General features: G+C 69.7%; 27 protein-coding genes. 23 read left to right on the forward strand and 4 right to left on the reverse strand.

Annotated elements, in window-relative coordinates; all coding sequences use genetic code 11:
* Positions 1-260: 260 nt before the first annotated feature.
* The 19 genes from rho to ACFWBF_RS07705 all read left to right on the forward strand — a co-directional run bounded on the left by rho (position 261) and on the right by ACFWBF_RS07705 (position 19,184).
* Complete coding sequence (rho, locus tag ACFWBF_RS07615; protein ID WP_385596719.1) at positions 261-2,426, forward strand: transcription termination factor Rho; 2,166 nt, start codon at positions 261-263, stop codon at positions 2,424-2,426.
* A 411-nt stretch (positions 2,427-2,837) separates the two neighbouring features.
* Positions 2,838-3,938, forward strand: coding sequence for an LCP family protein (locus ACFWBF_RS07620; RefSeq protein ID WP_385596721.1), 1,101 nt, complete (start codon positions 2,838-2,840; stop codon positions 3,936-3,938).
* Between the two features lie 160 nt (positions 3,939-4,098).
* Positions 4,099-4,314: a 50S ribosomal protein L31 gene (rpmE, locus tag ACFWBF_RS07625; protein WP_215034030.1), complete on the forward strand. Its 216-nt coding sequence runs from the start codon at positions 4,099-4,101 to the stop codon at positions 4,312-4,314.
* A 109-nt stretch (positions 4,315-4,423) separates the two neighbouring features.
* The gene (gene prfA / locus ACFWBF_RS07630) at positions 4,424-5,503 is read left to right on the forward strand and encodes a peptide chain release factor 1 (RefSeq protein WP_385596726.1); all 1,080 of its coding nucleotides are present in this window, start codon (positions 4,424-4,426) and stop codon (positions 5,501-5,503) included.
* A 71-nt stretch (positions 5,504-5,574) separates the two neighbouring features.
* Entirely contained in the window at positions 5,575-6,420 is an 846-nt protein-coding gene (prmC, locus tag ACFWBF_RS07635; protein WP_385596729.1) for a peptide chain release factor N(5)-glutamine methyltransferase, read from the forward strand.
* A gap of 49 nt (positions 6,421-6,469) precedes the next feature.
* Positions 6,470-7,117, forward strand: coding sequence for an L-threonylcarbamoyladenylate synthase (locus ACFWBF_RS07640; RefSeq protein ID WP_030153769.1), 648 nt, complete (start codon positions 6,470-6,472; stop codon positions 7,115-7,117).
* The gene (locus ACFWBF_RS07645) at positions 7,114-7,746 is read left to right on the forward strand and encodes a protein-tyrosine-phosphatase (RefSeq protein ID WP_385596731.1); all 633 of its coding nucleotides are present in this window, start codon (positions 7,114-7,116) and stop codon (positions 7,744-7,746) included. The genes ACFWBF_RS07640 and ACFWBF_RS07645 overlap by 4 nt, the downstream gene beginning before the upstream one ends.
* Positions 7,747-7,821: 75 nt before the next feature.
* Positions 7,822-9,054, forward strand: coding sequence for a serine hydroxymethyltransferase (gene glyA, locus ACFWBF_RS07650; protein ID WP_385596734.1), 1,233 nt, complete (start codon positions 7,822-7,824; stop codon positions 9,052-9,054).
* A 113-nt stretch (positions 9,055-9,167) separates the two neighbouring features.
* Positions 9,168-10,490 carry an MraY family glycosyltransferase gene (locus ACFWBF_RS07655; RefSeq protein WP_385596739.1) on the forward strand — a complete coding sequence of 441 codons (1,323 nt, stop codon included), beginning with the start codon at positions 9,168-9,170 and terminating at the stop codon, positions 10,488-10,490.
* A 274-nt stretch (positions 10,491-10,764) separates the two neighbouring features.
* A complete protein-coding gene (locus ACFWBF_RS07660) occupies positions 10,765-11,202 on the forward strand; it encodes a hypothetical protein (protein WP_385233927.1) in 438 nt (145 codons plus the stop codon).
* Between the two features lie 240 nt (positions 11,203-11,442).
* Positions 11,443-12,252: a F0F1 ATP synthase subunit A gene (gene atpB / locus ACFWBF_RS07665; protein ID WP_385596787.1), complete on the forward strand. Its 810-nt coding sequence runs from the start codon at positions 11,443-11,445 to the stop codon at positions 12,250-12,252.
* 81 nt (positions 12,253-12,333) lie between these two features.
* Entirely contained in the window at positions 12,334-12,567 is a 234-nt protein-coding gene (atpE, locus tag ACFWBF_RS07670; protein WP_385233924.1) for an ATP synthase F0 subunit C, read from the forward strand.
* Between the two features lie 42 nt (positions 12,568-12,609).
* Complete coding sequence (locus ACFWBF_RS07675; RefSeq protein WP_385596742.1) at positions 12,610-13,152, forward strand: F0F1 ATP synthase subunit B; 543 nt, start codon at positions 12,610-12,612, stop codon at positions 13,150-13,152.
* Positions 13,149-13,964, forward strand: a complete 816-nt coding sequence (locus tag ACFWBF_RS07680) for a F0F1 ATP synthase subunit delta (RefSeq protein ID WP_385596744.1) — start codon at positions 13,149-13,151, stop codon at positions 13,962-13,964. The genes ACFWBF_RS07675 and ACFWBF_RS07680 overlap by 4 nt, the downstream gene beginning before the upstream one ends.
* A gap of 129 nt (positions 13,965-14,093) precedes the next feature.
* A complete protein-coding gene (gene atpA / locus ACFWBF_RS07685) occupies positions 14,094-15,689 on the forward strand; it encodes a F0F1 ATP synthase subunit alpha (protein WP_385233915.1) in 1,596 nt (531 codons plus the stop codon).
* Between the two features lie 20 nt (positions 15,690-15,709).
* Positions 15,710-16,627, forward strand: coding sequence for a F0F1 ATP synthase subunit gamma (locus ACFWBF_RS07690; protein ID WP_385596747.1), 918 nt, complete (start codon positions 15,710-15,712; stop codon positions 16,625-16,627).
* Positions 16,627-18,069: a F0F1 ATP synthase subunit beta gene (gene atpD / locus ACFWBF_RS07695; protein WP_385596750.1), complete on the forward strand. Its 1,443-nt coding sequence runs from the start codon at positions 16,627-16,629 to the stop codon at positions 18,067-18,069. Before ACFWBF_RS07690 ends, atpD begins: the two co-directional genes overlap by 1 nt.
* A 138-nt stretch (positions 18,070-18,207) precedes the next feature.
* The gene (locus ACFWBF_RS07700; RefSeq protein WP_280916174.1) at positions 18,208-18,582 is read left to right on the forward strand and encodes a F0F1 ATP synthase subunit epsilon; all 375 of its coding nucleotides are present in this window, start codon (positions 18,208-18,210) and stop codon (positions 18,580-18,582) included.
* A 155-nt stretch (positions 18,583-18,737) separates the two neighbouring features.
* A complete protein-coding gene (locus tag ACFWBF_RS07705; RefSeq protein WP_385233905.1) occupies positions 18,738-19,184 on the forward strand; it encodes a DUF2550 domain-containing protein in 447 nt (148 codons plus the stop codon).
* Between the two features lie 63 nt (positions 19,185-19,247).
* On the opposite strand, the gene ACFWBF_RS07710 is transcribed toward ACFWBF_RS07705, so the two are convergent.
* From ACFWBF_RS07710 to ACFWBF_RS07720, 3 genes are all read right to left on the reverse strand, one after another.
* Positions 19,248-21,152 carry a glycosyl hydrolase family 18 protein gene (locus tag ACFWBF_RS07710; protein ID WP_385596752.1) on the reverse strand — a complete coding sequence of 635 codons (1,905 nt, stop codon included), beginning with the start codon at positions 21,150-21,152 and terminating at the stop codon, positions 19,248-19,250.
* A 169-nt stretch (positions 21,153-21,321) separates the two neighbouring features.
* Positions 21,322-21,978, reverse strand: coding sequence for a response regulator (locus tag ACFWBF_RS07715; RefSeq protein ID WP_385596755.1), 657 nt, complete (start codon positions 21,976-21,978; stop codon positions 21,322-21,324).
* Positions 21,975-23,171 carry a sensor histidine kinase gene (locus ACFWBF_RS07720; RefSeq protein ID WP_385596758.1) on the reverse strand — a complete coding sequence of 399 codons (1,197 nt, stop codon included), beginning with the start codon at positions 23,169-23,171 and terminating at the stop codon, positions 21,975-21,977. Before ACFWBF_RS07720 ends, ACFWBF_RS07715 begins: the two co-directional genes overlap by 4 nt.
* Before the next feature lie 159 nt (positions 23,172-23,330).
* Here ACFWBF_RS07720 and ACFWBF_RS07725 point away from each other — a divergent pair, with 159 nt between their 5' ends.
* Positions 23,331-23,891: a hypothetical protein gene (locus ACFWBF_RS07725; protein WP_385596761.1), complete on the forward strand. Its 561-nt coding sequence runs from the start codon at positions 23,331-23,333 to the stop codon at positions 23,889-23,891.
* A 9-nt stretch (positions 23,892-23,900) separates the two neighbouring features.
* Here ACFWBF_RS07725 and ACFWBF_RS07730 read toward each other — a convergent pair whose 3' ends face one another.
* Positions 23,901-24,473 (reverse strand): cob(I)yrinic acid a,c-diamide adenosyltransferase, encoded by a 573-nt coding sequence (locus tag ACFWBF_RS07730; RefSeq protein ID WP_385596764.1) that lies wholly within the window; start codon positions 24,471-24,473, stop codon positions 23,901-23,903.
* Positions 24,474-24,645: 172 nt separating this feature from the next.
* Between ACFWBF_RS07730 and ACFWBF_RS07735 the strand changes: the two genes are divergently transcribed.
* The 3 genes from ACFWBF_RS07735 to ACFWBF_RS07745 all read left to right on the forward strand — a co-directional run.
* Positions 24,646-25,494 carry a 3-hydroxyacyl-CoA dehydrogenase family protein gene (locus ACFWBF_RS07735; RefSeq protein ID WP_385596766.1) on the forward strand — a complete coding sequence of 283 codons (849 nt, stop codon included), beginning with the start codon at positions 24,646-24,648 and terminating at the stop codon, positions 25,492-25,494.
* A gap of 155 nt (positions 25,495-25,649) precedes the next feature.
* Positions 25,650-25,973: an STAS domain-containing protein gene (locus tag ACFWBF_RS07740; protein WP_385596769.1), complete on the forward strand. Its 324-nt coding sequence runs from the start codon at positions 25,650-25,652 to the stop codon at positions 25,971-25,973.
* 174 nt (positions 25,974-26,147) lie between these two features.
* The coding region (locus ACFWBF_RS07745; RefSeq protein ID WP_385596771.1) for a hypothetical protein at positions 26,148-26,350 on the forward strand (203 nt) is incomplete at its 3' end.

Genomic DNA, 26,350 nt, shown 5'->3' on the forward strand with positions numbered 1-26,350 from the left:
CTTCCGGGAGCCTCCCCGACTGCTTTGATCGCTGCCAGCAGTTTTCGAGCACGCTCCGGAATCGGCGTGACATTCCCACGCTTCCAGCTCGGGGGCTTCTCGCCGGAACCACCCATGCACGTTTCTCTCCGCCGTACCTCTATCGGCGGACCACCGCCCCGGCCGCGGTCCATGACCCATCAGGAAATGGACTGTTGTCGGACAGCACAACCGGTCGCCGAGCCAGACAGGCCGACGTCCGCTCCAGGGAAGGACCCTTCGTGAGCGACACCACCGATCTGATGGGCGCTGCCGACACCAATGTCGGCACCAGTGCCCCCGCCGAGGGCGCCGCGCCGACCAAGCGCCGCCGCACCGGCACCGGCCTCGAGGGCATGGTCCTGGCCGAGCTGCAGCAGGTCGCGTCGGGCCTTGGCATCAGGGGCACCGCGCGGATGCGCAAGAGCCAGCTGATCGAGGTCATCAAGGAAGCGCAGGGCGGCAGCGCCCCCAAGGCCGCGGCCCCTGCCGCCGCCGACACCGCCGAGGCCAAGCCGAAGCGCCGCGCCACCAGCAAGGCCCGCACGGGCGAGGCCGCCGCCACGGCGCCCGCCGAGAAGCCTGCCGTACAGGCGCAGATCGACATCCCGGGCCAGCCGGCAGGCGGCCCCTCCCGCGCGAGCGAAGCCGAGCGTGCGGGAGAGGACGCCCCGGCCGGCGAGCGTCGCCGCCGTCGGGCCACGGCCCCGTCCGGCAGCCCGGAGTCCTCGGCTCCCGCCGCCGTGCAGGTCGAGCAGAAGACCGAGACGGCCGCCGCCACCGCGCAGGCCGACACCAAGGCTGAGGCCGCCACCGCCGTATCCGCCCAGGGCCAGGCCCAGGACGGAGAGGGCCGCGGCCGCCGCGACCGCCGTGACCGCGGCAGCGACCGTGGCGAGCGGACCGAGCGCGGCGACCGCCAGCAGGGCCGCCGTGACCGTGGCGCCAAGGCCGACGACCAGGGCCAGGGCGGCCAGGGTCAGGCCGGTCAGGCTCAGGCTCAGGGCCAGGCCGGCCAGGGCGGCGGCCGCCAGGACCGCGCCGAGCGTCAGGACCGCGCCGACCGTCAGGACCGCCAGCAGCAGGGCGGCCGCGGTCAGGGCCAGGGCCAGGGTCAGCAGGGCCGGCAGGACCGTCAGGACAACGGCCCCCAGGACGACTTCGACGGTGAGGAAGGCCGTCGTGGCCGCCGCGGCCGCTACCGCGACCGCCGTGGCCGTCGTGGCCGCGACGAGTTCGCCCCGAGCGAGCCGCAGGTCGCCGACGACGACGTCCTGATCCCCGTCGCGGGCATCCTCGACATCCTCGACAACTACGCGTTCATCCGGACCTCCGGCTACCTGCCGGGCCCGAACGACGTGTACGTCTCCCTCGCCCAGGTCCGCAAGGCGGGTCTGCGCAAGGGCGACCACACCACCGGGGCGGTCCGCCAGCCCAAGGACGGTGAGCGCCGCGAGAAGTTCAACGCGCTCGTGCGCCTCGACTCGGTGAACGGCATGGCGCCCGAATCCGGCCGTGGCCGCCCGGAGTTCCAGAAGCTGACCCCGCTCTACCCGCAGGACCGGCTCCGTCTGGAGACCGACCCGGGCGTGCTGACCACCCGCATCATCGACCTCGTGTCGCCGATCGGAAAGGGTCAGCGAGGTCTGATCGTGGCCCCGCCGAAGACCGGCAAGACCATGATCATGCAGGCGATCGCCAACGCGATCACCGTCAACAACCCCGAGTGCCACCTGATGGTCGTCCTGGTCGACGAGCGTCCGGAAGAGGTCACCGACATGCAGCGGTCGGTCAAGGGCGAGGTCATCTCCTCGACCTTCGACCGCCCGGCCGAGGACCACACCACCGTCGCCGAGCTGGCCATCGAGCGCGCCAAGCGCCTCGTCGAGCTGGGTCACGACGTGGTCGTCCTGCTGGACTCCATCACCCGCCTGGGCCGCGCGTACAACCTCTCGGCTCCCGCCTCCGGCCGCATCCTGTCCGGTGGTGTCGACTCGACCGCGCTGTACCCGCCGAAGCGCTTCTTCGGTGCCGCGCGCAACATCGAGGACGGCGGTTCGCTGACCATCCTGGCCACCGCGCTGGTCGACACCGGCTCGCGCATGGACGAGGTGATCTTCGAGGAGTTCAAGGGCACCGGCAACATGGAGCTCAAGCTCGACCGCAAGCTCGCCGACAAGCGCATCTTCCCGGCTGTCGACGTCGACCCGTCGGGCACCCGCAAGGAGGAGATCCTCCTCAACGCGGAAGAGCTCGCCATCGTCTGGAAGCTGCGCCGGGTGCTGCACGCGCTCGACTCGCAGCAGGCCATCGAGCTGCTTCTCGACAAGATGAAGCAGACGAAGTCGAACGCCGAGTTCCTGATGCAGATCGCGAAGACGACCCCGTCGGGCAAGAACGACGACTAGTCCCCGCAGGCATCACCACAGCCGCCCCCGCCGCACCCGCGGCGGGGGCGGCTGTGCGTTTGCGTGCCGGTCTTCCCGCTGGTTTCCGCACTGGCTTTCCCACCGCTCCCCACCGCTCCCCGCCGGTCTTCCCGCGCGGCTCCCGTCCGTTTTCCCATCGGCTGCGACCTTCGCCACATTTCATTCCCTGCTGAACCCGTGTCCGCCGCTCGGCGTCCCGTACCGAAACCCCAGGCAGGCGGGGCATTGCGTGGCGTTCATCCCGATCGGTCCGCCGGATGGCGGCGGCATGGCGCCCGCGGCCGCCGTGGAACCCTGGAGGGCGTTAGGCCGTCTGTGTCAGGGGCGGCTCGGGGAGGGGCAGGGGCGAACCCCGGCCGGCAAGCGGACCCACGGCAGACAGAGGAGAGCATGAGCGAGGACAGCAGCGGCCGCGGCAGGCGCGGCGCAGGCCGGCGCCGACGGAAGCCGCAGAAGCGCCGCAGGGCCCTCGCCATCGCCGCGTGGAGCGCCGCGGGCGTGGTCCTGCTGGGCGGGGCGGGGCTCGGATACTTCTACTTCAAGTTCAACGGCAACCTGAAGACCGTGGACATCGACCAGGCCCTCGGCACCGACCGCCCGCAGAACGTGGACAACGGGTCGATGGACATCCTCGTCCTCGGCTCGGACTCCCGCGGCGGCGCGAACAGCGAGTACGGCGCGGACGACGGCGGCTCGGCCCGCTCCGACACCGCGATGATCATCCACCTCTACGACGGCCACCAGAAGGCCAGCGTCGTGTCGATACCGCGCGACACCATGGTCAACCGGCCCTCGTGCGCGCTGAAGAACGGCAAGACCGACCCCGGCAGCTCGCGCTCCCAGTTCAACGAGTCGTACACCATCGGCGGGGCGGCCTGCGCGGTCAAGACCGTCGAAAAGATGTCGGGGATCCGGATGGATCACTACCTCGAAGTCGACTTCACGGGCTTCAAGAAGATCATCGACAACCTCGGCGGCGTCGAGGTGACCACCACCAAGCCGATCAAGGACGACTACAGCCACCTCGATCTGGCGGCCGGCACCAACCGCCTGAACGGCGAGCAGGCCCTCGGCCTGGTCCGCACCCGCCACGGCGTGGGCGACGGCGGCGACCTGGGCCGAATACAGCTCCAGCAGGCCTTCATCGAGGCCCTGATCAAGCAGGTCAAGGGCATCGGGCTGTTCGACAACCCGAAGCGGCTGCTCGACCTCGCCGACACCGCCACCAAGGCGCTCACCACGGACAAGGCGCTCGGCGACGTGAAGTCGCTCATGGGCTTCGCCCAGGGGCTCCAGGGCATCGACGCCCAGAACATGCAGATGATCACCCTGCCGGTGACCACGGACGCGCGTGACCCGAACCGCGTGGCCCCCCTGGCCAAGGAGTCCAAGATGGTCTGGGACGCGCTGCTGGCCGAGCAGCCGATCCCCGCCGAGGCCACCGCGAACTCGACCGGTGACAAGGGATCGGCCGGCGCGGTCGTCCGTTAGCACCGGTCCGGAATAGATGCCGGCCCCCTCCTGTTGAGGGAGGCGTCCTCAGAATTTTGACAGGCAGCCCGGTCCTGGCAGACTGGTCTGTCGGCCCCGGTTCACGCAGCGCGCAATTCGGCTCCTGCGACCCGGCGCCCTCCCGAATCTAGGAGACACCTTGAAGCGCGATGTTCACCCCGAGTACGTCGAGACCCAGGTCAGCTGCACCTGCGGTGCGTCGTTCACCACCCGTAGCACCCTGACCGAAGGCAACATTCGTGCCGAGGTCTGCTCCGAGTGCCACCCGTTCTACACGGGCAAGCAGAAGATCCTCGACACCGGTGGCCGTGTGGCCCGCTTCGAGGCCCGCTTCGGCAAGGCTGCACAGAAGTAGCGAGCCTCAGGCGTCGGATCCCGGCTGCACCCTGTCGACACGGGGGCAGCCGGACCGGCGCCTTTCTCGTCCCGCAGCCCTTTTCGTACTTTCACCACAGGAGCCCCCGATGTTCGAGGCGGTCGAGGAACTGATCGGCGAGCACGCCGATCTTGAGAAGAAGCTCGCCGACCCGTCGGTCCACTCCGATCAGGCCAACGCGCGCAAGCTGAACAAGCGCTACGCGGAGCTGACCCCGATCGTCGCGACCTTCCGTGCGTGGAAGCAGTCGGCCGAGGACATCGAGACGGCCAAGGAGTTCGCGGCCGACGACCCGGACTTCGCCGCCGAGGTCAAGGTGATGAGCGCACAGCGTGAAGAGCTCACCGAGAAGCTCCGCCTGCTGCTCGTCCCGCGCGACCCCAGTGACGACAAGGACGTGCTCCTGGAGGTCAAGGCGGGCGCGGGCGGCGACGAGTCCGCCCTGTTCGCCGGCGACCTGCTGCGCATGTACCTGCGCTACGCCGAGCGCGTGGGCTGGAAGACCGAGATCATCGACGCCACCGAGTCCGAGCTCGGCGGTTACAAGGACGTCCAGGTCTCCGTCCGCACCAAGGGCGGCAACGGCGCCACCGAGCCCGGCCAGGGCGTCTGGGCCCGCCTGAAGTACGAGGGCGGCGTCCACCGCGTCCAGCGCGTTCCGGCCACCGAGTCCCAGGGCCGCATCCACACCTCCGCCGCCGGCGTGCTCGTCACCCCGGAGGCCGAGGAGGTCGAGGTCGAGGTCAACATGAACGACCTGCGCATCGACGTGTACCGCTCTTCGGGCCCCGGCGGCCAGTCCGTCAACACCACCGACTCGGCCGTGCGCATCACGCACCTCCCGACCGGTGTGGTCGCCTCCTGCCAGAACGAGAAGAGCCAGCTCCAGAACAAGGAGCAGGCCATGCGCATCCTGCGCTCGCGCCTGCTGGCCGCAGCCCAGGAAGCCGCCGAGCAGGAGGCCTCCGACGTGCGCCGCAGCCAGGTGCGCTCCGTGGACCGCTCCGAGAAGATCCGGACGTACAACTACCCGGAAAACCGGATCTCGGACCACCGCACGGGCTTCAAGGCGTACAACTTGGACCAGGTGCTCGACGGCGACCTCGACTCGGTCATCCAGGCCTGCGTCGACACCGACTCCGCCGCCAAGCTCGCGGCCGCGCACTGACCCGGCCCGACCTGCCCCACTGCCTGACCCCCCGCACCACCCCCCGTACGACAGCAGCCCGGAGGACCAGCGTGAACTTGCTGCTTGCCGAGGTGGCCCAGGCCACCCAGCGGCTGGCCGCCGCCGGCGTGCCCTCACCGCGCTTCGACGCGGAGGAGCTCGCGGCCTTCGTGCACGGCGTCAAACGGGGGGAACTGCACCACGTCAAGGACGTCGACTTCGACGCCCGCTACTGGGAGGCCGTCGCCCGCCGCGAGGCGCGCGAGCCGCTCCAGCACATCACCGGCCGCGCCTTCTTCCGCTACCTGGAGCTCCAGGTGGGGCCCGGGGTCTTCGTGCCCCGGCCCGAGACCGAATCGGTCGTGGACTGGGCCATACAGGCCGTCCGGGCGATGGACGTGGTCGAGCCGATGATCGTGGACCTGTGCACCGGCTCCGGCGCCATCGCGCTCGCCATGGCCCAGGAGGTGCCGCGCTCGCGCGTGCACGCCGTGGAGCTGTCCGAGGACGCCCTGCGCTGGACGCGCAAGAACGCCGAGGGCTCCCGGGTCAGCGTTCACCAGGGCGACGCGCTCAGCGCGCTGCCGGAGCTCGACGGGCAGGTCGACCTGGTCATCTCCAACCCGCCGTACATCCCGCTCACCGAGTGGGAGTACGTCGCCCCGGAGGCCCGGGACCACGACCCCGAGATGGCGCTGTTCTCCGGCGAGGACGGCCTCGACACCATCCGCGGCATCGAGCGCACCGCGCACCGGCTGCTGCGGCCCGGCGGCATCGTCGTCATCGAGCACGCCGACACCCAGGGCGGCCAGGTCCCGTGGATCTTCGCCGAGGAGCGGGGATGGGCCGACGCGGCCGACCACCCGGACCTGAACAACCGTCCCCGCTTCGCGACGGCCCGCAAGGCACTGCCGTGACCGGCGCGACCTTTTCCGCTACCCCCCTGCTGCACGAGGAGGCCCGCTGATGGCCCGGCGATACGACTGCAACGACGCGACGGACCGCAAGACGGGTCTGCGTGAAGCCGCATCCGCCGTGCGCCGGGGCGAGCTCGTCGTGCTGCCGACCGACACCCTGTACGGGATCGGCGCGGACGCCTTCAGCGCGGAGGCCGTCGGCGATCTGCTCGCCGCCAAGGGGCGCGGGCGCAACATGCCCACCCCTGTCCTCATCGGCTCCCCGAACACCCTGCACGGCCTGGTCACGGACTTCTCCGAGCAGGCGTGGGAGCTCGTGGACGCCTTCTGGCCGGGCGCGCTGACCCTGGTCGCCAAGCACCAGCCGTCGCTGGCCTGGGACCTCGGGGAGACCCGCGGGACCGTGGCCGTACGCATGCCCCTGCACCCGGTCGCGATCGAGCTGCTGACCGAGGTCGGGCCGATGGCCGTGTCCTCGGCGAACCTGACCGGGCACCCGGCGCCGGAGGACTGCGACGCGGCCCGCGAGATGCTGGGCGACTCCGTCTCGGTGTACCTGGACGGTGGTCCGACGCCGGGGATCCAGCCGTCGTCGATCGTCGACGTCACCGGAAAGGTTCCCGTCCTGCTGCGCGAGGGGGCGCTGACCGCGGAGCAGCTGCGGGAGGTCGTACCCGACCTCGAGGTGGCTCCGTGAGCCCTGAGGGGCGTGGCATAGCCGGGGACAGCACCTTCCGCATACTCCACGTCAGCACCGGCAACGTGTGCCGCTCGCCCATCACCGAGCGGCTGACGCGGCACGCACTGTCGCACCGGCTCGGCGGGCTGGTCACGGGTGACCTCATCGTGGAGAGCGCCGGCACCTGGGGGCACGAGGGTGCCCCCATGGAGGCGAACGCGGCCGCCGTGCTGGCGGACTTCGGTGCGGACGCCTCCGGCTTCACGGGCCGGGAGCTGCTGGACGAGCACGTCATCCGGGCGGACCTGGTCCTCACGGCCACCCGCGACCACCGCGCCCAGGTCATCTCGATGGGCCACTCCGCGGGGCTGCGCACCTTCACGCTGAAGGAGTTCACCCGGCTGGTCAGGGCGATAGACCCGGCGACGCTGCCGCCGCTGGACGGCGGCATGGCCGAGCGGGCGCGGGCGCTGGTCCGCGCCGCCGCGGCCCTGCGGGGCTGGCTGCTGGCGCCCTCGCCGGACGCGGACGAGGTGTACGACCCGTACGGCGCGCCGATCACCTTCTTCCGCTCGATCGGCGACGAGATCAACCAGGCCCTGGAGCCGGTGGTCACGGCCCTGACGGGCGTCACCGCTTCCCGATAGCGCCCGCAGGGCGCCGGGGGCGCGGGCGGCCTACAGTGGCTGGTACCGGTAGTCCCACTGTGCGGGAGTCGTGCCATGAGCGTCATGACCCAGGCCTCGGACGTCCTGCGGCAGCAGGATCCGCAGATGGCCGACGTCCTCGAGGGGGAGCGGCAGCGGCAGGCCGGGACGCTGCAGCTGATCGCCGCGGAGAACTTCACCTCGTCCGCCGTGCTCGCGGCGCTCGGCTCCACGCTCGCCAACAAGTACGCCGAGGGCTACCCCGGCGCCCGGCACCACGGCGGATGCGAGTACGCGGACCTGGCCGAGCGGATCGCCGTCGAGCGGGCCACGGCGCTGTTCGGAGCGGAGCACGCCAATGTGCAGCCGCACTCCGGTTCCGCCGCCGTGCTGGCCGCGTACGCCGCGCTGCTGCGGCCCGGCGACACCGTGCTGGCCATGGGACTGCCGTACGGCGGCCACCTCACCCACGGGTCGCCCGCCAACTTCTCCGGCCGGTGGTTCGACTTCGTCGGCTACGGCGTCGACGCGGAGAGCGGCCTGATCGACTACGTCCAGGTCCAGGAACTGGCGCGAACCCATCGGCCCAAGGCGATCGTGTGCGGGTCGATCTCCTACCCCCGCCACCCCGAGTACTCCGCGTTCCGGGAGATCGCCGACGAGGTCGGGGCGTACCTGATCGCCGACGCCGCCCACCCGATCGGACTGGTCGCCGGCGGCGCCGCCCCCAGCCCCGTCCCGTACGCCGACATCGTCTGCGCGACCACCCACAAGGTGCTGCGCGGACCGCGCGGCGGGATGATCCTGTGCGGCGCCGAGTTCGCCGAGCGGATCGACCGTGCGGTGTTCCCCTTCACGCAGGGCGGCGCCCAGATGCACACCATCGCCGCCAAGGCCGTGGCCTTCGGGGAGGCCGCCGGGCCCGCGTACGCCTCGTACACCCACCGGGTGGTGGCCAACGCGCGCACGCTCGCCGACGCACTGGCGGCCGCCGGGTTCGCCGTGACGACCGGCGGGACCGACACGCACCTGATCACCGCCGACCCGGCGCCGCTGGGCATCGACGGTCCGGCCGCCCGCGGCCGGCTCGCCGCCGCGGGGATCGTGCTGGACACCTGCGCCCTCCCGTACGGGGACCAGCGCGGGATCCGGCTCGGCACGGCGGCGGTGACCACCCAGGGGATGGGGGAGCCGGAGATGGGCCGGATCGCGTCTTTGTTTACGGCCGCGCTGCACGGGGAAGCCGCGAAAACCCGTGCCGAGGTCAATGAGCTGGCGCTCGAATTTCCCCCGTATGGGGCTCAATAGGGGCGAGAGGGTCACACTGCAACCGGGATACCGCCCCCTCGCGTCCTCGATACCGAGTACATCGCAGCTAGTGTGTGGGGCTGAGATGGCCGGCGATACATCTGGGGCAGCCCGTGCGTGAATATCTGCTGACGCTTTGCGTCACGGTCGCGGTGACCTATCTGCTCACCGGGCCCGTGCGGAAGTTCGCGATCGCGGTCGGTGCGATGCCGGAGATCCGTGCACGCGACGTCCACCGCGAGCCGACGCCGAGGCTCGGCGGCATCGCGATGTTCGGCGGCCTGTGCGCGGGGCTCCTGGTCGCGGACCACTTGCAGAACCTCAACGGCGTCTTCGAGCTGTCGAACGAGCCGCGCGCCCTGCTCTCCGGGGCGGCGCTGATCTGGCTGGTCGGCGTGCTCGACGACAAGTTCGAGATCGACGCCCTGATCAAGCTCGGCGCGCAGATGATCGCCGCCGGTGTGATGGTCATCCAGGGTCTGACCATCCTGTGGATCCCCGTCCCGGGCATCGGCACCGTCGCGCTCACCCAGTGGCAGGGCAACCTGCTCACCGTGGCCCTCGTCGTGATCACCATCAACGCGGTGAACTTCGTGGACGGCCTCGACGGCCTGGCCGCCGGCACCGTCTGCATCGCGGCCTGTGCCTTCTTCCTCTACACCTACCGCATCTGGTTCGGCTACGGCATCGAGGCGGCCGCGCCCGCGACCCTCTTCGCCGCGATCCTGATGGGCATGTGCCTGGGCTTCCTGCCGCACAACATGCATCCCGCCCGGATCTTCATGGGCGACTCCGGCTCGATGCTGATCGGCCTGGTGTTGGCCGCCTCGGCGATCTCCATCACCGGTCAGGTGGACCCGGACACGATGGCGCTGTTCGCGGGCGGCGAGCGCAACGCGACGCACGCGATGCTGCCCGTCTTCATCCCGCTGCTGCTGCCGCTGACCATCATCGCGATCCCGATGGCCGACCTGATCCTGGCCATCGTCCGGCGTACGTGGAACGGCCAGTCGCCGTTCGCGGCCGACCGCGGGCACCTGCACCACCGGCTGTTGGAGCTCGGGCATTCGCACAGCCGCGCGGTGCTGATCATGTACTTCTGGTCAGGGTTGATCGCCTTCGGCGCGGTCGCGTACTCGGTGCACTCCGCCTCGATGTGGATCGTGCTCGCCATCGCGGGGCTGAGCGCCCTGGGCCTGGTCCTGCTGCTCCTGCCGCGCTTCACGCCGCGGACCCCGCGGTGGGCGGAGCGGCTGGTCCCGCCGCGCTACCGGCACGCCGAACGGGCCGCCGAGGCGGCCCTGCTGGACGCCACGGGAGCGGAGCCGGCGCCGGCGCGGCCGATCGCGGTGGGTGTCTCCGGCGTCAACGGGGCGACCGCGGTAGGCCCCCGTTCGCGCTTCCCCGACCGGCGTAAGGCCGAATCCTCGCGCTGACAGCCGAGGTGCATGTCGGACATGAACCTCCTTTACCAGACAAGCCGGTTGGCTGTCGCGCACACACGCGCAGGGTCCCTCTCATGTGTGACAGTCAGCACACCCAGCAGGTAAAGCTCTCATCAAATAGTTTGTGATACCGTTCACTAAACCCGGCGACAGAGCCGAAGGACCGTAGTGCGACGGTCCATTGGCCCGAGGTTCCCACTCGAACCGGGCTTACGCTCGTCCCGTACGAGTCCCGTGCCCCCACCACCACGCGGAGCAAACCGCCATGCGGTCAGACGATGTCCGATCCCTCCTGCAAACCGCTGTGCCCACAGCTGCGGCCGGCGCTCTAGCCGCCGTCATCAGCGCCGTGGTCGTCGGTGGCAAGGGGGCTCTGGGTGCTGTCATCGCGACGCTGGTCGTGATTCTCTTCATGGGCATCGGGTTCGTGGTCTTGCAGCGCACGGCGAAATCACTACCGCACCTGTTCCAGGCCATGGGGCTCATGCTCTACACGGCCCAGATCCTGTTGCTCTTCGTCTTTCTCGCCGTGTTCAAGAACACGACACTGTTCCACCCCCGGTCCTTCGCGTTCACGCTCGTCGCCACCACCCTCGTGTGGATCGGCGTACAGACCCGTGTTCATATGAAGGCCAAGATCCTCTACGTTGAACCGGACTCGACAAAGGGCGAAAAGCCCGAAAACTCGGGGCCGAAGTCGTGAGGGGTAGGGGCGGAATAAGTGTGCGTTCGAGATGCTGCTATCGTCCGGTTCCAACTGCGGCACTGCGGGCGCGGGCATCTGAGCTGACGCCTGTTCCATCGCGAGGCTCGATGCCTGAATGCCGCCCCACCATCCGTAACACCAGTCCAGTGCCGAACCGCGGCTGCGCGCCGCGCCGACACAACGAGGTTGCCGTACCTATGCGCCACGCTGAAGGAGCCCGCGGTGAGTGCTGCTGACATGACGCTCGCCTTCGATATCAACTGTCATTTCGAAGACGGCACTGGCTGCGGCTTCCCGGGCCCGACCCTGTACTCGTTCCTGTTCAAGCCGATCTTCGGTGACGCGGACAGCAACCTGTACTTCAACAAGACGATGCTCCTGGCCCTCCTGGGCTCGATCGTCATCGTCGGCTTCTTCTGGGCTGCGTTCCGGAAGCCGAAGGTCGTCCCGGGCAAGCTGCAGATGGTCGCCGAGGCGGGCTACGACTTCGTACGCCGCGGCATCGTCTACGAGACGCTCGGTAAGAAGGAAGGCGAGAAGTACGTCCCCTTCATGGTCGCGACGTTCTTCTTCGTCTGGATCATGAACCTGTGGTCGATCGTGCCGCTCGCCCAGTTCCCGGTGACCGCCGTCATCGCGTACCCGGCCGGTCTCGCCGCGATCATCTACTTCATGTGGATGTCGGTGACCTTCAAGCGCCACGGCTTCGTCGGCGGCTTCAAGAACCTCACGGGCTACGACAAGTCGCTCGGTGCGATCCTGCCGCTCGTCATGGTGATCGAGTTCTTCTCGAACGTCATCGTCCGGCCCTTCACGCACGCGGTCCGACTGTTCGCGAACATGTTCGCCGGTCACACCCTGCTGCTGCTGTTCACCATCGCCAGCTGGTACCTGCTGAACGGGATCGGCATCGCGTACGCGGGCGTCTCGTTCGTCATGGTGATCGTGATGACCGCATTCGAACTCTTCATCCAGGCTGTCCAGGCGTACGTCTTCGTCCTCCTGGCCTGCAGCTTCCTGCAGGGCGCAATCGCCGAGCACCACTGAGCGACCACCGCTCCCTGCAAACCCCCCGAATCGTCCGGTGGCCAACCCCCACCGGTCCATGAAAGAGAAGGAAGAACTGGCATGTCCCAGATCCTCGCTGCCGCCGAAGGCGTTACCGGCTCCCTCAGCTCCGTTGGCTACGGTCTCGCGGCCATCGGCCCCGGCGTCGGCGTCGGCATCATCTTCGGTAACGGCACCCAGGCGATGGCCCGTCAGCCCGAGGCTGCCGGTCTGATCCGCGCCAACCAGATCCTCGGCTTCGCCTTCTGTGAGGCGCTCGCCCTCATCGGTCTGGTCATGCCGTTCGTCTACTAAGACGAACCCGACGACTAGTCCGTACCGACGAAAGGCACTGATGTGAACCTCCTGGTTCTGGCGGCCGAGGAGCCTGGTAACCCCCTCGTTCCGCCGATCCCCGAGCTTGTCATCGGTCTGATCGCCTTCGTCATCGTCTTCGGTTTCCTCGCGAAGAAGCTCCTCCCGAACATCAACAAGGTTCTGGACGAGCGCCGCGAGTCGATCGAGGGCGGTATCGAAAAGGCAGAAGCCGCTCAGACCGAGGCCCAGAGCGTCCTGGAGCAGTACAAGGCCCAGCTCGCCGAGGCCCGGCACGAGGCCGCGCGCCTGCGCCAGGAAGCGCTGGAGCAGGGCACTGCGCTGAAGGAAGAACTGCGCGCAGAGGGCCAGCGGCAGCGTGAGGAGATCATCGCTGCCGGCCACGCCCAGATCGAGGCCGACCGCAAGGCCGCCTCTCAGGCGCTGCGTCAGGACGTGGGCAAGCTCGCCACCGACCTGGCCGGAAAGCTCGTCGGCGAGTCCCTTGAGGACCACGCCCGGCAGAGCCGCACGATCGACCGTTTCCTCAGCGAGCTCGAGGAGAAGGCCGAGGCCGCCCGATGAACGGAGCGAGCCGCGAGGCACTGGCCTCCGCGCGCGAGCGTCTCGACGCGCTGACGGACAACACGTCCGTCGACGCGGCGAAGCTCGCCGGTGAGCTGGCTGCCGTCACCGCGCTGCTCGACCGTGAGGTCTCGCTGCGTCGGGTCATCACGGACCCGGCGCAGTCCGGCGAGGCCAAGGCCGAGCTGGCCAACCGCCTGCTGGCGGCCCAGGTGGGCGGGGAAACCCTCGACCTGGTGTCCGGCATGGTCCGGTCCCGCTGGTCGCAGTCCCGCGACCTGGTGGACTCGCTGGAGCAGCTGGCGTCCACCGCCGACCTCACGGCGGCCCAGCAGGGCGGCGCGCTCGACGACGTCGAGGACGAGCTGTTCCGGTTCGGCCGGATCGTGTCCTCGAACACCGAGCTGCGCGCCGCGCTGACCGATCGGTCGGCCACCGTCTCCGCCCAGAGCCAGCTGCTGCGCAGCCTGCTCGGCGGCAAGGCGGACGCCGTCACCGAGCGTCTGGTCACGCGTCTCGTCACGCACCCGCGTGGACGTAGCCTGGAAGCGGGACTCGAGTCCCTCTCCGTGCTCGCCGCCGAGCGCCGCAACCGCATGGTCGCCACCGTGACCACCGCGGTTCCGCTCAGCGACGTGCAGAAGCAGCGTCTCGGCGCGGTGCTGGCCAAGCTGTACGGCCGCCAGATGCACCTGAACCTCGACGTGGACCCCACGGTCCTCGGCGGGATCGTGGTGCGAGTCGGCGACGAGGTCATCGACGGCACCATCGCGGACCGCCTTTCCGAGGCGTCCCGCCGCATGGCCGGCTGACCAGCCACCAATAGAACAACGCATTCCTAGCGGCCCGGTTGGGCCGTGCAGAACTTGCAGAAGATTCCTGGGGGTCACCCCCAGACCCCTAAGAAGCTTCAGGCCCAACAAGGAGAGCAGGGAACCCAGATGGCGGAGCTCACGATCCGGCCGGAGGAGATCCGGGACGCACTGGAGAACTTTGTCCAGTCGTACCAGCCGGACGCGGCCTCGCGCGAGGAGGTCGGAACGGTCAGCGTTGCCGGCGACGGCATCGCGAAGGTGGAGGGCCTGCCCTCCGCCATGGCGAACGAGCTGCTGAAGTTCGAGGACGGCACTCTCGGTCTCGCCCTCAACCTCGACGAGCGCGAGATCGGTGCGGTCGTCCTCGGCGAGTTCAGCGGTATCGAGGAGGGCCAGCCGGTGCAGCGCACCGGTGAGGTTCTGTCCGTAGGCGTCGGCGAGGGCTACCTCGGCCGCGTCGTCGACCCGCTCGGCAACCCGATCGACGGTCTCGGCGAGATCGCGACCGAAGGCCGTCGCGCCCTGGAGCTGCAGGCCCCGGGCGTCATGGTCCGTAAGTCGGTGCACGAGCCGATGCAGACCGGCTACAAGGCCATCGACGCGATGGTGCCGGTCGGCCGTGGCCAGCGTCAGCTGATCATCGGTGACCGTCAGACCGGCAAGACCGCTCTGGCCGTCGACACGATCATCAACCAGCGCGACAACTGGCGCTCTGGCGACGTGAACAAGCAGGTTCGCTGCATCTACGTCGCCATCGGCCAGAAGGGCTCGACCATCGCGTCCGTTCGCGGCGCCCTGGAAGACGCAGGCGCGCTCGAGTACACGACGATCGTCGCCGCCCCGGCGTCCGACCCGGCCGGCTTCAAGTACCTGGCGCCGTACACCGGCTCGGCCATCGGCCAGCACTGGATGTACGCCGGCAAGCACGTCCTGATCATCTTCGACGACCTGTCGAAGCAGGCCGACGCCTACCGCGCCGTGTCGCTGCTGCTGCGCCGCCCGCCGGGCCGTGAGGCCTACCCGGGTGACGTCTTCTACCTGCACTCCCGTCTGCTGGAGCGCTGCGCCAAGCTCTCCGACGACATGGGCGCCGGTTCGATGACCGGTCTGCCGATCGTCGAGACCAAGGCGAACGACGTGTCGGCGTTCATCCCGACCAACGTCATCTCCATCACCGACGGCCAGTGCTTCCTGGAGTCCGACCTGTTCAACGCGGGCCAGCGCCCGGCGCTGAACGTCGGCATCTCGGTCTCCCGCGTCGGTGGCTCGGCTCAGCACAAGGCCATGAAGCAGGTCTCCGGCCGTCTGCGCCTGGACCTGGCCCAGTACCGCGAGCTGGAGGCGTTCGCCGCCTTCGGTTCCGACCTGGACGCCGCGTCGAAGGCCTCGCTGGAGCGCGGCAAGCGTCTGGTCGAGCTGCTGAAGCAGGGCCAGTACCAGCCGATGCCCGTCGAGGAGCAGGTCGTCTCCGTCTGGGCCGGTACCACCGGCAAGATGGACGACGTCCCGGTCAACGACATCCGTCGCTTCGAGTCGGAGCTGCTGGAGCACCTGCGCCGCGAGCGCAAGGACCTCCTCACCTCCATCGCCGACGGCGGCAAGATGTCGGACGACACCCTGACGTCGATCGCGGACGCCATCGCCGGGTTCAAGCGCCAGTTCGAGACCTCGGACGGCAAGCTCCTGGGCGAGGACGCGCCGGCCGTCAACGTCTCCAAGTGACGACGGAAGGGACCTGACTCATGGGAGCGCAGCTCCGGGTCTACAAGCGTCGCATCCGTGCCGTCACGGCGACCAAGAAGATCACCAAGGCGATGGAGATGATCGCCGCCTCGCGCATCGTCAAGGCGCAGCGCAAGGTGGCGGCGTCGATGCCGTACGCGACCGAGCTCACCCGTGCGGTGACCGCGGTGGCGACCGGTTCGAACAACAGGCACGCCCTGACCACCGAGGTCGAGGCGCCGACCCGCGCCGCGGTCCTGCTCATCACGAGCGACCGCGGTCTGGCCGGCGGCTACTCCTCGAATGCCATCAAGCAGGCGGAGCGGCTCACGGAGCGGCTCCGCGGTGAGGGCAAAGAGGTCGACACCTACATCGTCGGCCGCAAGGGTGTCGCCTACTACGGCTTCCGCGAGCGCAAGGTCGCGGATTCGTGGACCGGCTTCACCGACAGCCCGGCTTACGCCGACGCCAAGCGCGTCGCGGCGCCGCTGATCGAGGCCGTCCAGACGGACACGGCCGAGGGCGGCGTCGACGAGCTGCACATCATCTACACGGAATTCGTGTCGATGATGACGCAGAACGCGGTGGACGGCCGGATGCTGCCGCTCAGTCTCGACACGGCAGAGGAGGAGACCGGCGCGAAGGGCGAGATCCTTCCGCTGTTCGACTTCGAGCCGTCGGCGGAGGACGTCCTCGACGCCCTGCTGCCGCGCTACGTCGAGAGCCGCATCTACAACGCACTGCTGCAGTCGGCCGCTTCCGAGCACGCCGCCCGCCGTCGCGCGATGAAGTCGGCCACCGACAACGCCGGAGACCTCATCAAGAGCCTCTCCCGGCTTGCCAACGCGGCCCGCCAGGCCGAAATCACCCAGGAAATCAGCGAGATCGTCGGTGGCGCGAGCGCCATGGCTGACGCGACCGCGGGGAGTGACAAGTAATGACGACCACTGTTGAGACGGCCGCCGCCACGGGCCGCGTCGCCCGGGTCATCGGCCCGGTCGTCGACGTGGAGTTCCCCGTCGACGCCATGCCCGAGATCTACAACGCGCTGAAGGTCCAGGTCGCCGACCCGGCCGAGGACGGCAAGCTCAAGACGCTGACCCTCGAAGTCGCCCAGCACCTGGGTGACGGCGTGGTCCGCACGATCTCGATGCAGCCCACCGACGGCCTGGTCCGCCAGGCCCCGGTGACCGACACGGGCGAGGGCATCACCGTCCCCGTCGGTGACTTCACCAAGGGCAAGGTGTTCAACACCCTCGGTGAGGTGCTGAACTACCCCGAGGCGAACGCCGAGGTCACCGAGCGCTGGCCCATCCACCGCAAGGCCCCTCGCTTCGACGAGCTTGAGTCGAAGACCGAGATGTTCGAGACCGGCGTCAAGGTCATCGACCTTCTCACCCCGTACGTCAAGGGTGGAAAGATCGGTCTGTTCGGTGGTGCCGGTGTCGGCAAGACCGTTCTGATCCAGGAAATGATCTACCGCGTCGCCAACAACCACGACGGTGTGTCGGTCTTCGCGGGCGTCGGTGAGCGTACCCGTGAGGGCAACGACCTCATCGAGGAAATGGCCGACTCGGGCGTCATCGACAAGACGGCGCTCGTCTTCGGCCAGATGGACGAGCCCCCGGGCACCCGTCTGCGCGTCGCGCTTGCCGGTCTGACCATGGCGGAGTACTTCCGCGATGTTCAGAAGCAGGACGTGCTCTTCTTCATCGACAACATCTTCCGTTACACCCAGGCCGGTTCGGAGGTGTCGACCCTTCTGGGCCGCATGCCGTCCGCCGTGGGTTACCAGCCGAACCTGGCTGACGAGATGGGTCTGCTGCAGGAGCGCATCACCTCGACCCGCGGTCACTCGATCACCTCGATGCAGGCGATCTACGTCCCCGCGGACGACCTGACCGACCCGGCGCCGGCCACCACCTTCGCCCACCTCGACGCGACGACGGTTCTTTCCCGTCCGATCTCCGAGAAGGGCATCTACCCGGCCGTGGACCCGCTGGACTCGACGTCCCGCATCCTCGACCCGCGGTACATCGCGGCGGACCACTACGCCACGGCGATGCGCGTCAAGGGGATCCTGCAGAAGTACAAGGACCTCCAGGACATCATCGCGATCCTCGGTATCGACGAGCTGGGCGAGGAGGACAAGCTCGTTGTCCACCGTGCCCGTCGTGTCGAGCGCTTCCTGTCGCAGAACACGCACGTCGCCAAGCAGTTCACCGGCGTCGACGGTTCGGACGTTCCGCTCGAGGAGTCGATCGTCGCGTTCAACGCGATCTGCGACGGCGACTACGACCACTTCCCCGAGCAGGCGTTCTTCCTGTGCGGTGGCATCGAGGACCTGAAGGCCAACGCCAAGGAGCTGGGCGTCTCCTGATCCGGTGCGCTCCTCGTGAGCGCATTCGGTTCGCAGGACCACGGAGAGGGGCGGGTGTGTCCCGTCCCTCTCCCCACGCCCATTAGAATTTGACCCAACACCCGGCTGAACCGCCGGGTGGTGACCCGAGGAGCCACCTTGGCTGCTGAGCTGCACGTCGAGCTGGTCGCGGCGGACCGCAATGTCTGGTCCGGCGAGGCCACCCTTGTTGTCGCCCGCACCACGTCCGGCGACATCGGCGTCATGCCCGGTCACCAGCCGCTTCTCGGTGTGCTGGAATCGGGCCCGGTGACCATCCGTACCAGCGAGGGCGGCACTGTCGTCGCCGCGGTGCACGGCGGATTCATCTCGTTCGCGGACAACAAGCTGTCCCTGCTGGCCGAGATCGCCGAGCTCGCGGACGAGATTGACGTCCAGCGGGCGGAGCGGGCACTGGAGCGCGCGAAGTCGGAGGCGGATGCCGCCGCCGAACGTCGCGCCGATGTCCGGCTGCGCGCGGTCACGGGGCACTGAGCCCCGTACCGAACAGGTTTGAGACCTCAGCCGCGGTCCGTTCCGGAATTTTCCGGAGCGGGTCGCGGCTGAGGCGATGCAGGGCCGCCCCCAGACTTGTCTGGTAGGGGTAACAGTCGTGTGCGGTATGTCGATGAGCGAGGAGGTCGGTGAAGATGCTCCTCGCTCTGCTTGTGAGCGGCCTGGTCGTAGCCCTGGTGGTGATCGGGCTGTTTGTGTTCGGGCTGCGCCGCAGACTGATCCAGCGGTCCGGCGGGACCTTCGACTGCAGCCTGCGCTGGGGTGTGGCCGAGGAGCCCGACGTCTCCGGCAAGGGCTGGGTCTACGGGGTCGCCCGCTACGGCGGTGACCGGATCGAGTGGTTCCGGGTGTTCTCGTACTCGCCGCGGCCGCGCCGGGTGTTGGAGCGCTCCGCCATCGAGGTGCTGGCCCGCCGCGCCCCCGAGGGCGAGGAGGAGCTGGCGTTGCTGTCCGACGCCGTCGTGCTCGGCTGTTCCCATCGGGGGACCCGCCTGGAGCTGGCGATGAGCGACGACGCGCTGACCGGATTCCTCGCCTGGCTGGAGGCCGCGCCTCCCGGGCAACGGGTAAATGTGGCGTAGCGGACCTCACGGCATGGAGAAGCCGGGGAGACGGGGGCGGACCCGTCTCCCCGGCTTCCGTCTTTACCGGAGACCGCTGCTGATCGCGTTCGCGAGTTCACCGTTGGCGGTGTCGCCGCTGAACTCCCAGAAGAAGGCGCCCTTGAGGCCCTGCTGCTTGGCCCAGGTCATCTTCCCGGCGATCGTGGCGGGGGTGTCGTAGCTCCACCAGTTGCTGCCGCACTTGGCGTAGGCCGTGCCGGCGACGGTGCCGGTGGAGGGGCAGCTGCTCTTGAGCACCTTGTAGTCCTCGATGCCCTGCTCGTACGTGCCGGGAGCCGGGCCGGTGGCGGCGCCGCCGGGGGTCGCCTGGGTGACGCCCGTCCAGCCGCGGCCGTAGAAGCCGATGCCGAGGTTGAGCTTGGAGCCGGCGATGCCCTTGCCCTTGAGCTTGGTGATGGCGGCCTCGGAGTTGAAGCCGGCGATCGGGATGCCGGCGTACGAGGTGAGCGGGGAGTGCGGGGCGGTCGGGCCCTTGGCGTCCCACGCGCCGAAGAAGTCGTAGGTCATCACGTTGTAGAAGTCGACGTACTGGGCGGCGCCCGCGTAGTCGGCGAGGTCGAGCTTGCCGCCGTTGGAGCCGTCGGCGGAGATCGCGGCGGTGACCAGGTTGGAGCTGCCGAACTTGCCGCGCAGCGCCGACATCAGGTTCTTGAAGGAGGCGGCCCCGCTGGTGTCGCAGGACAGGCCGCAGGCGTTCGGGTACTCCCAGTCGATGTCGATGCCGTCGAAGACGTCGGCCCAGCGCGGGTCCTCGACCAGGTCGTAGCAGGACTGTGCGAAGGCGGCCGGGTTGGCGGCGGCCTGGCCGAAGCCGCCGGACCAGGTCCAGCCGCCGAAGGAGTACAGGACCTTGATGTTCGGGTACTTCTTCTTCAGCTGGCGCAGCTGGTTGAAGTTGCCCGCGACCGGCTGGTCCCAGGTGTCGGCGACACCGGAGACGCTGGAGGAGGCGTCGTAGGTCTTCTGGTAGTCGGCGTACGCGTCACCGATCGTGCACTTGCCGCCCTGGACGTTGCCGAAGGCGTAGTTGATGTGCGTGATCTTGGCCGCGGAGCCGGAGGTGACCAGGTTCTTCACGTGGTAGTTGCGCTGGTAGACGCCCCAGTCGGTGAAGTAGCCGAGCTTGACGGCGGCGCCCGGGTTGCCGGGGTCGCCCGGGTCGGTGGTTCCGCCGGTGGTGGTCACCGAGAGGGCGCCGGAGGAGGGCCCGGTCTGGTCGACGGTGTCGCGGGCGACGACCGTGTAGCTGTACGTCGTGCCCTTGGTCAGGCCCGAGTCGGTGTACGAGGGGGTCGCGACGGTGGCGATCTTGGTGCCGCCGCGCAGGACGTCGTAGTTCTTGACGCCCTTGTCGTCGGTGGCCGCGGCCCAGCCGAGGGTCACACCGGTGTCGGTGACGCCGCTGGCCGTGGGGGTGCCGGGGGCGCTGGGCGGGTTGTCGGTGGGCGTGGTGCCGCCGTCGCAGGAGCCGCCGTTGACCTTGCAGCCGCCGGGTGCGCCGGGGCCGGCGCCGTTGAAGCCGAAGCTGACGCTGGCGCCGGGGGAGAGGGTGCCGTTCCAGCCGACGTTCTTGCCGGTCCAGTGGGTGCCCGAGCTGGTGACGGTGGCGTCCCAGGCCGAGGTGACGCTGGTGCCGGCGGGGTAGTCCCACTCCACGGTCCAGCTGGTGAGGGTGGTGGTGCCGGTGTTCTTCACCGTCCACTTGCCTTCGAAGCCGGAGCCCCAGTCGGACACCTTGGTGTAGGTCGCCGTCGCCGACGCGGCGGCTTCGGCGGGTCCGGCGAGGGCCACCAGCGCGGCGACGGGCAGGGACAGACAGGCCACGGCCGCGGCCACTTTGCGGAACAGTCTTACGCGTCGTGGGGGTGCTGTGCTCAAGGGTGCTCCTCCGTAGGTCCGTCGCGGCCGGGGGGCCGACCGCGACATGGGGGTGGGACCTGCGCCGCCCGTGAGCACGCTTTGTCATGGCACGCTCACCACAGTGTTGCGGTGAGAGTAGAAAGGTCTGGACCAAGCGTCAAGAGGTCCAGACCTCCCGGCGGATACGGCCCCAGCGCCGCTCCAGCGACCGCCGAATCATCGCCAACGCCCGCTCCTAGAGCCCGAGTTCCCGCGCCAGCACCGCCGCCTGCACCCGGCTGCGCAGCTCCAGCTTCCCCAGCAGCCTGCTGACGTGCGTCTTCACCGTCGCCTCCGCCATCTCCAGGCGCACCGCGATCTCCGCGTTCGCCAGCCCCTTGCCCAGAGCGCCCAGCACCTCCCGCTCCCGCCGGGTCAACGAGGCCACCGCCGCCGCCGTCCCCTCGGGCACGGGCGCCCGCACGGCCGCCCGCGGAGCCGCGAACTCGGCGATCAGCCGCCGGGTCACCGCCGGGGCGATCAGGCCCTCCCCGCGCGCGACGGTCCGTACCGCCTCGATCAGTTCCGCCGCGTCCGCGTTCTTCAGCAGGAAGCCCGCGGCGCCCGCCCGCAGCGCCCCGAACACGTACTCGTCCAGGTCGAAGGTGGTCAGCACCAGGACGTCCGCCAGCCCCTCCGCGACCACCTGGCGGGTCGCCGAGACCCCGTCGAGCCGCGGCATCTGCACGTCCATGAGGACCAGATCCGGCCGCAGCTCCCGGGCCAGGCGCACCGCTTCCTCGCCGTCCGCCGCCTCACCCGCCACCTCGATGTCGCCCGCGCTGCGCAGGATCAGCACCAGCCCGGCCCGTACCGCGTTCTGGTCCTCCGCCACCACGACCCGGATCGTCATGCGCGCACCGCCTTCTCCTGCGCGGGCAGCGCCGCGCGCACCCGCCACACCGATCCGGCGGGACCGGCCGGTCCCGCCGAGAACTCCCCGCCGAGCAGCTCCGTCCGCTCCCGCATGCCGATCAGCCCGGCCCCGGACCCGGGGGCCCGGGGGCCGGAGCGGTCCCCGTACGGGGAGTCCACCTGGACGGTCAGCATCCCCCCTCCGGTCGGGCCGCGGGTCAGGCGGACCGTGACCGTGCCCGGGACGGCGTGCTTGAGGGCGTTGGTCAGCGACTCCTGCGCGATCCGGTACGCCGCCAGCTCCACCGGGGCCGGCAGCGGCTCGCCGGGCGGCCGGTCGTCGTGGAGTACGAATTCCAGCCCGCTCGCGGAGCCGTTCGTACGGGCCCGCCCGAGCAGGGCGTCCAGCCCGTCGAGCGAGGGCACGGCCGCCGCCTCCTGCTCGGCGCCCGCCTCGCGCAGCAGTCCGATCAGCCGACGCATTTCGGCCAGGCCCTGGACGCTGTTCTCCCGGATCACCCCGAGCGCCTCGCGGCTCGTCGCGGGGGAGTCGATGGAGAGCGCCGCGGTGGAGTGGATGGCGATGGCCGACAGGTGGTTCGCCACCATGTCGTGCAGCTCGCGGGCCATCCGGGCGCGCTCGGCGACCACGGCCTGTGCCCGGTCCATCTCGGCCAGCAGGGCGGTCTGCTCGGCTCGCAACCGGGCGGCCACGGCGGCCTCGCGCTGGTTGCGCAAGGTGGCGCCGGTCAGGGCCGGGGCGAAGCTGACGATGCCGGTGATCACGCCGATCAGGAGCGCCTGCGGGGTGCGCAGCCAGGCCACGGCCGCGATCGTGACCGCCACCGTGATCAGCCCGGTGCTGACGGGGAGCCGGCGGGCCATGGCGGGTTTGCCGTAGACCACGGCCGCGTACATCAGGTCCGTGAAGATCAGGACGGTGGCCAGATTTCCCACCGTGAACTGGTCCGCGATCACCCCGAGGGTGCCGATGGCCACGGCGACGCGGGGAGCGGAGCGGCGCACGAGTTCCAGGGCGGCCAGTACGGCCAGCGGAACCAGGGCGGCCCAGTCGGGGAACAGGTTCCGGTCACCGCTGGAGTAGACCCCCAGGCCCCACAGAACGAGGCCGGCGAGCAGACTGGCCACGGCGAGCAGCACGTCGTGGCGGTGGGGGCGGGGCAGGGTCACGGCACCATCCAACACGGTGCGAACGGCCGGGGCCTCGGCGCGGAAGATGAATCCGCGGCCCGCCGGTACATCGAAGGATGCAGTCGCGTTTCCTCGCCGGCGACGACGAAAGGCCGCGAAAGCGCCGCCAGGGTGGAAGGGAGCCGAAAGGAGACTCCCGTGATCGTCACGTTGGTCATCGCCTGCGAGGTCGGTTTCTGGCTGCTGCTGGCCGGCGGGCTGGCCCTGCGCTACCTCGCCAGGATGCCCCGGGCCGGCGCCGCACTGCTGCTGTGCGAACCGGTACTGGAACTGGTCCTGCTGATCGCCACGGTGATCGACCTCGAGAACGGGGCCGAGCCGGACTGGAAGCACGGCTTGGCCGCCGTCTACATCGGCTTCTCGGTGGGCCTGGGCCGCCACACGATCCGCTGGGCCGACGCCCAGGTCGCGTACCGCTTCTTCGGCGGCCCCCCGCCGCCGAGGACACCGGCCGGCGGCACGGCCCGAGCGGTCCACGAGTGGAAGACCGCGGGCCGGTGGTCGCTGGCGGCAGTGGTCGCCCTGGCGCTGCTCCAGGGCGCGATCTGGTACGTCGGCCCGGACGGCGGCGTGGGCCCGCTGCGCGCGTGGCAGTACAAGATGCTGGTGGTGATCGGCGTCAACCTGGTGATCGCCGTCTCCTACACCCTGTTCCCGAAGCGGATCGAAGAGGCCCGGGCCCGCGGGCCGCTGAGGTGATCCCCGGGGTCAGCGCTCGCCGCCCGGCACCCACAGCACGTCTCCGACCTCCTTGTTGGCTGTACGCGCCAGGATGAACAGGAGGTCGGAGAGGCGGTTGAGGTACGTGGCGGTGAGCGGGTTCATCACCTCGCCGTGCACCTCCAGCGCCGCCCACGTCGAGCGCTCGGCGCGCCGGACCACCGTGCACGCCTGGTGCAGCAGGGCCGCGCCGGGGGTGCCGCCGGGCAGGATGAAGCTGCGGAGCTTCTCCAGCTGCTCGTTGAAGGCGTCGCAGTCGGCCTCCAGCCTGTCGATGTAGAACTGCTCGACGCGCAGCGGCGGGTACTGCGGCTCCTCCACCACCGGGGTGCACAGGTCGGCTCCGACGTCGAACAGGTCGTTCTGCACCCGGATCAGGACTTTCACGACCTCCTGCGGCAGCGAGCCGAGGGCGATCGCCGTCCCGATGGCCGCGTTGGCCTCGTTGGCGTCGGCGTACGCGGAGATGCGCAGATCGGTCTTCCGCGTACGGCTCATGTCGCCCAGGGCGGTCGTGCCCTTGTCGCCGGTGCGGGTGTAGATGCGCGTGAGGTTCACCATGCGGCCAGCGTAGTGCGGGCCAACTGCGGGCCTCCGGCGCACTGCTGGGCCGTACCAGTGTGATGTCCGTCATCTGAGACGTGACGCGTGTTACTTCGAGGTCACACCGCCCCTCACGGACGCTAGTCTCCGCCGGAGAGGGCTGTGCCGTATCAAGAACGTGGGGTGTGCAGTGGCTGGGAAGCTTGCCGTCATCGGTGCCGGTCTGATGGGTTCCGGTATTGCTCAGGTCTCCGCTCAGGCGGGTTGGGACGTCGTGCTGCGCGATGTCACCGACGCCGCGCTGACCCGGGGCACCGACGGGATCAAGGCCTCGTACGACAAGTTCGTCTCCAAGGGCAAGCTGACCGCCGAGGACGCCGAGGCGGCGCTCGCCCGGATCACCACGACCACCGACTTCGACGCGGTCGCCGACGTCGACATCGTCGTCGAGGCCGTCTTCGAGAAGCTCGACGTCAAGCACGACATCTTCCGCACCCTGGACGAGCTGGTGCGCGAGGACACGGTCCTCGCCTCCAACACCTCCGCCATCCCGATCACCAAGATCGCGGCCGTGACGAAGCGCCCGGATCGGGTCGTCGGCGCGCACTTCTTCTCGCCCGTCCCGATGATGCAGCTGTGCGAGCTCGTACGCGGCTACAAGACGAGCGACGAAACCCTCGCCACCACGCGGGCATTCGCCGAGTCCGTCGGCAAGACCTGCATCGTCGTCAACCGTGACGTCGCCGGCTTCGTGACGACCCGTCTGATCTCGGCGCTGGTCGTCGAGGCCGCGAAGCTGTACGAATCGGGCGTGGCCTCCGCGGAGGACATCGACATCGCCTGCAAGCTCGGCTTCGGGCACGCGATGGGGCCGCTGGCCACCGCCGACCTCACCGGCGTCGACATCCTGCTGCACGCCACCAGCAACATCTACACCGAGTCGCAGGACGAGAAGTTCGCGCCGCCGGAGCTGATGCGCCGGATGGTGGACGCGGGTGACCTCGGCCGCAAGAGCGGGCAGGGCTTCTACAAGCACTGAGCGCGCCGTTCGAATGCCGTCACCCCTCCGGGTGAATTAGGTATCGGTTCGCTCACGGTCGGCAACTTCCCTGCCCCCGAGGCAGTCAGTTGCAGTGAGAGTTGCCGACCACGGACCAGTCGGACCATACGTACGCAGTACCGCCGGGAGCACACATGCACATCAGGGGCGACCACGCCGAACTCGCTGTCGGGGGCCGCCTCGACGTGTGCAGCGCGGCGGACGCCCGTACGGCGCTGCACACCGCCCTCGACGACGGCCACGGCGACCTCGTGCTGGACCTCACCGGGCTCGACTCCTGGGACGCGACCGGCCTCGGCGTCATCATGGGCGCCCACCGCCGGGCCGGGCGCACCGGCCGGCGGCTCGTCCTGCGCGGGGTGCCCCCGCAGATGCAGCGGCTGCTCGTGGCCACCCGGCTGCACCGGATCCTCGCGATCGAGGGCGGCCTGGAAGCGGAGTCCCTCCCGCGCGTGTGACCCGCGGCCGGTTTCCTGCGGAAACGTAACGTTCCTGCGGAGAAGGCCCCCGACGGTTCCCGCGCGCCCGGCCACGGTCTAGGGTTCGGGCGGAAACCGGACCAGTACAGCGGTGTGTGCGAAGGCCGGACGGAACGACGGCGACGACACGCGGCGCGATCGGGGGACTGGCCCATGGACCACACGCAGGTGCAGACGGATCCGGCGGAGCAGCCCGCGCGGGTGGTCACGCTGACCGCCGGCGACTTCACGCTCACCGTGAACCCCGTCGACGGAAGCGAGATCGAGCCGCACCGGCCCGGCGCCCCCACCGGCCGTCCCGCCAAGCGCACCGCCGCCGACCGCGCCGCCCGCGCGGCCGCCGCCCGGCCCCCCGC

This window comes from Streptomyces sp. NPDC060028 (genome assembly GCF_042736725.1).
Classification (GTDB): domain Bacteria; phylum Actinomycetota; class Actinomycetes; order Streptomycetales; family Streptomycetaceae; genus Streptomyces.

Excerpts from the sequence above, each read along its gene's own strand:
- ACFWBF_RS07620 (WP_385596721.1), top strand. The coding sequence starts at position 2,838 with ATGAGCGAGGACAGCAGCGGCCGCGGCAGGCGCGGCGCAGGCCGGCGC.
- prfA (WP_385596726.1), top strand. The coding sequence starts at position 4,424 with ATGTTCGAGGCGGTCGAGGAACTGATCGGCGAGCACGCCGATCTTGAG.
- ACFWBF_RS07640 (WP_030153769.1), top strand. The coding sequence starts at position 6,470 with ATGGCCCGGCGATACGACTGCAACGACGCGACGGACCGCAAGACGGGT.
- glyA (WP_385596734.1), top strand. The coding sequence starts at position 7,822 with ATGAGCGTCATGACCCAGGCCTCGGACGTCCTGCGGCAGCAGGATCCG.
- ACFWBF_RS07660 (WP_385233927.1), top strand. The coding sequence starts at position 10,765 with ATGCGGTCAGACGATGTCCGATCCCTCCTGCAAACCGCTGTGCCCACA.
- atpB (WP_385596787.1), top strand. The coding sequence starts at position 11,443 with ATGACGCTCGCCTTCGATATCAACTGTCATTTCGAAGACGGCACTGGC.
- atpE (WP_385233924.1), top strand. The coding sequence starts at position 12,334 with ATGTCCCAGATCCTCGCTGCCGCCGAAGGCGTTACCGGCTCCCTCAGC.
- ACFWBF_RS07680 (WP_385596744.1), top strand. The coding sequence starts at position 13,149 with ATGAACGGAGCGAGCCGCGAGGCACTGGCCTCCGCGCGCGAGCGTCTC.
- atpA (WP_385233915.1), top strand. The coding sequence starts at position 14,094 with ATGGCGGAGCTCACGATCCGGCCGGAGGAGATCCGGGACGCACTGGAG.
- ACFWBF_RS07690 (WP_385596747.1), top strand. The coding sequence starts at position 15,710 with ATGGGAGCGCAGCTCCGGGTCTACAAGCGTCGCATCCGTGCCGTCACG.
- atpD (WP_385596750.1), top strand. The coding sequence starts at position 16,627 with ATGACGACCACTGTTGAGACGGCCGCCGCCACGGGCCGCGTCGCCCGG.
- ACFWBF_RS07705 (WP_385233905.1), top strand. The coding sequence starts at position 18,738 with ATGCTCCTCGCTCTGCTTGTGAGCGGCCTGGTCGTAGCCCTGGTGGTG.
- ACFWBF_RS07710 (WP_385596752.1), bottom strand. The coding sequence starts at position 21,152 with ATGTCGCGGTCGGCCCCCCGGCCGCGACGGACCTACGGAGGAGCACCC.
- ACFWBF_RS07715 (WP_385596755.1), bottom strand. The coding sequence starts at position 21,978 with ATGACGATCCGGGTCGTGGTGGCGGAGGACCAGAACGCGGTACGGGCC.
- ACFWBF_RS07730 (WP_385596764.1), bottom strand. The coding sequence starts at position 24,473 with ATGGTGAACCTCACGCGCATCTACACCCGCACCGGCGACAAGGGCACG.
- ACFWBF_RS07740 (WP_385596769.1), top strand. The coding sequence starts at position 25,650 with ATGCACATCAGGGGCGACCACGCCGAACTCGCTGTCGGGGGCCGCCTC.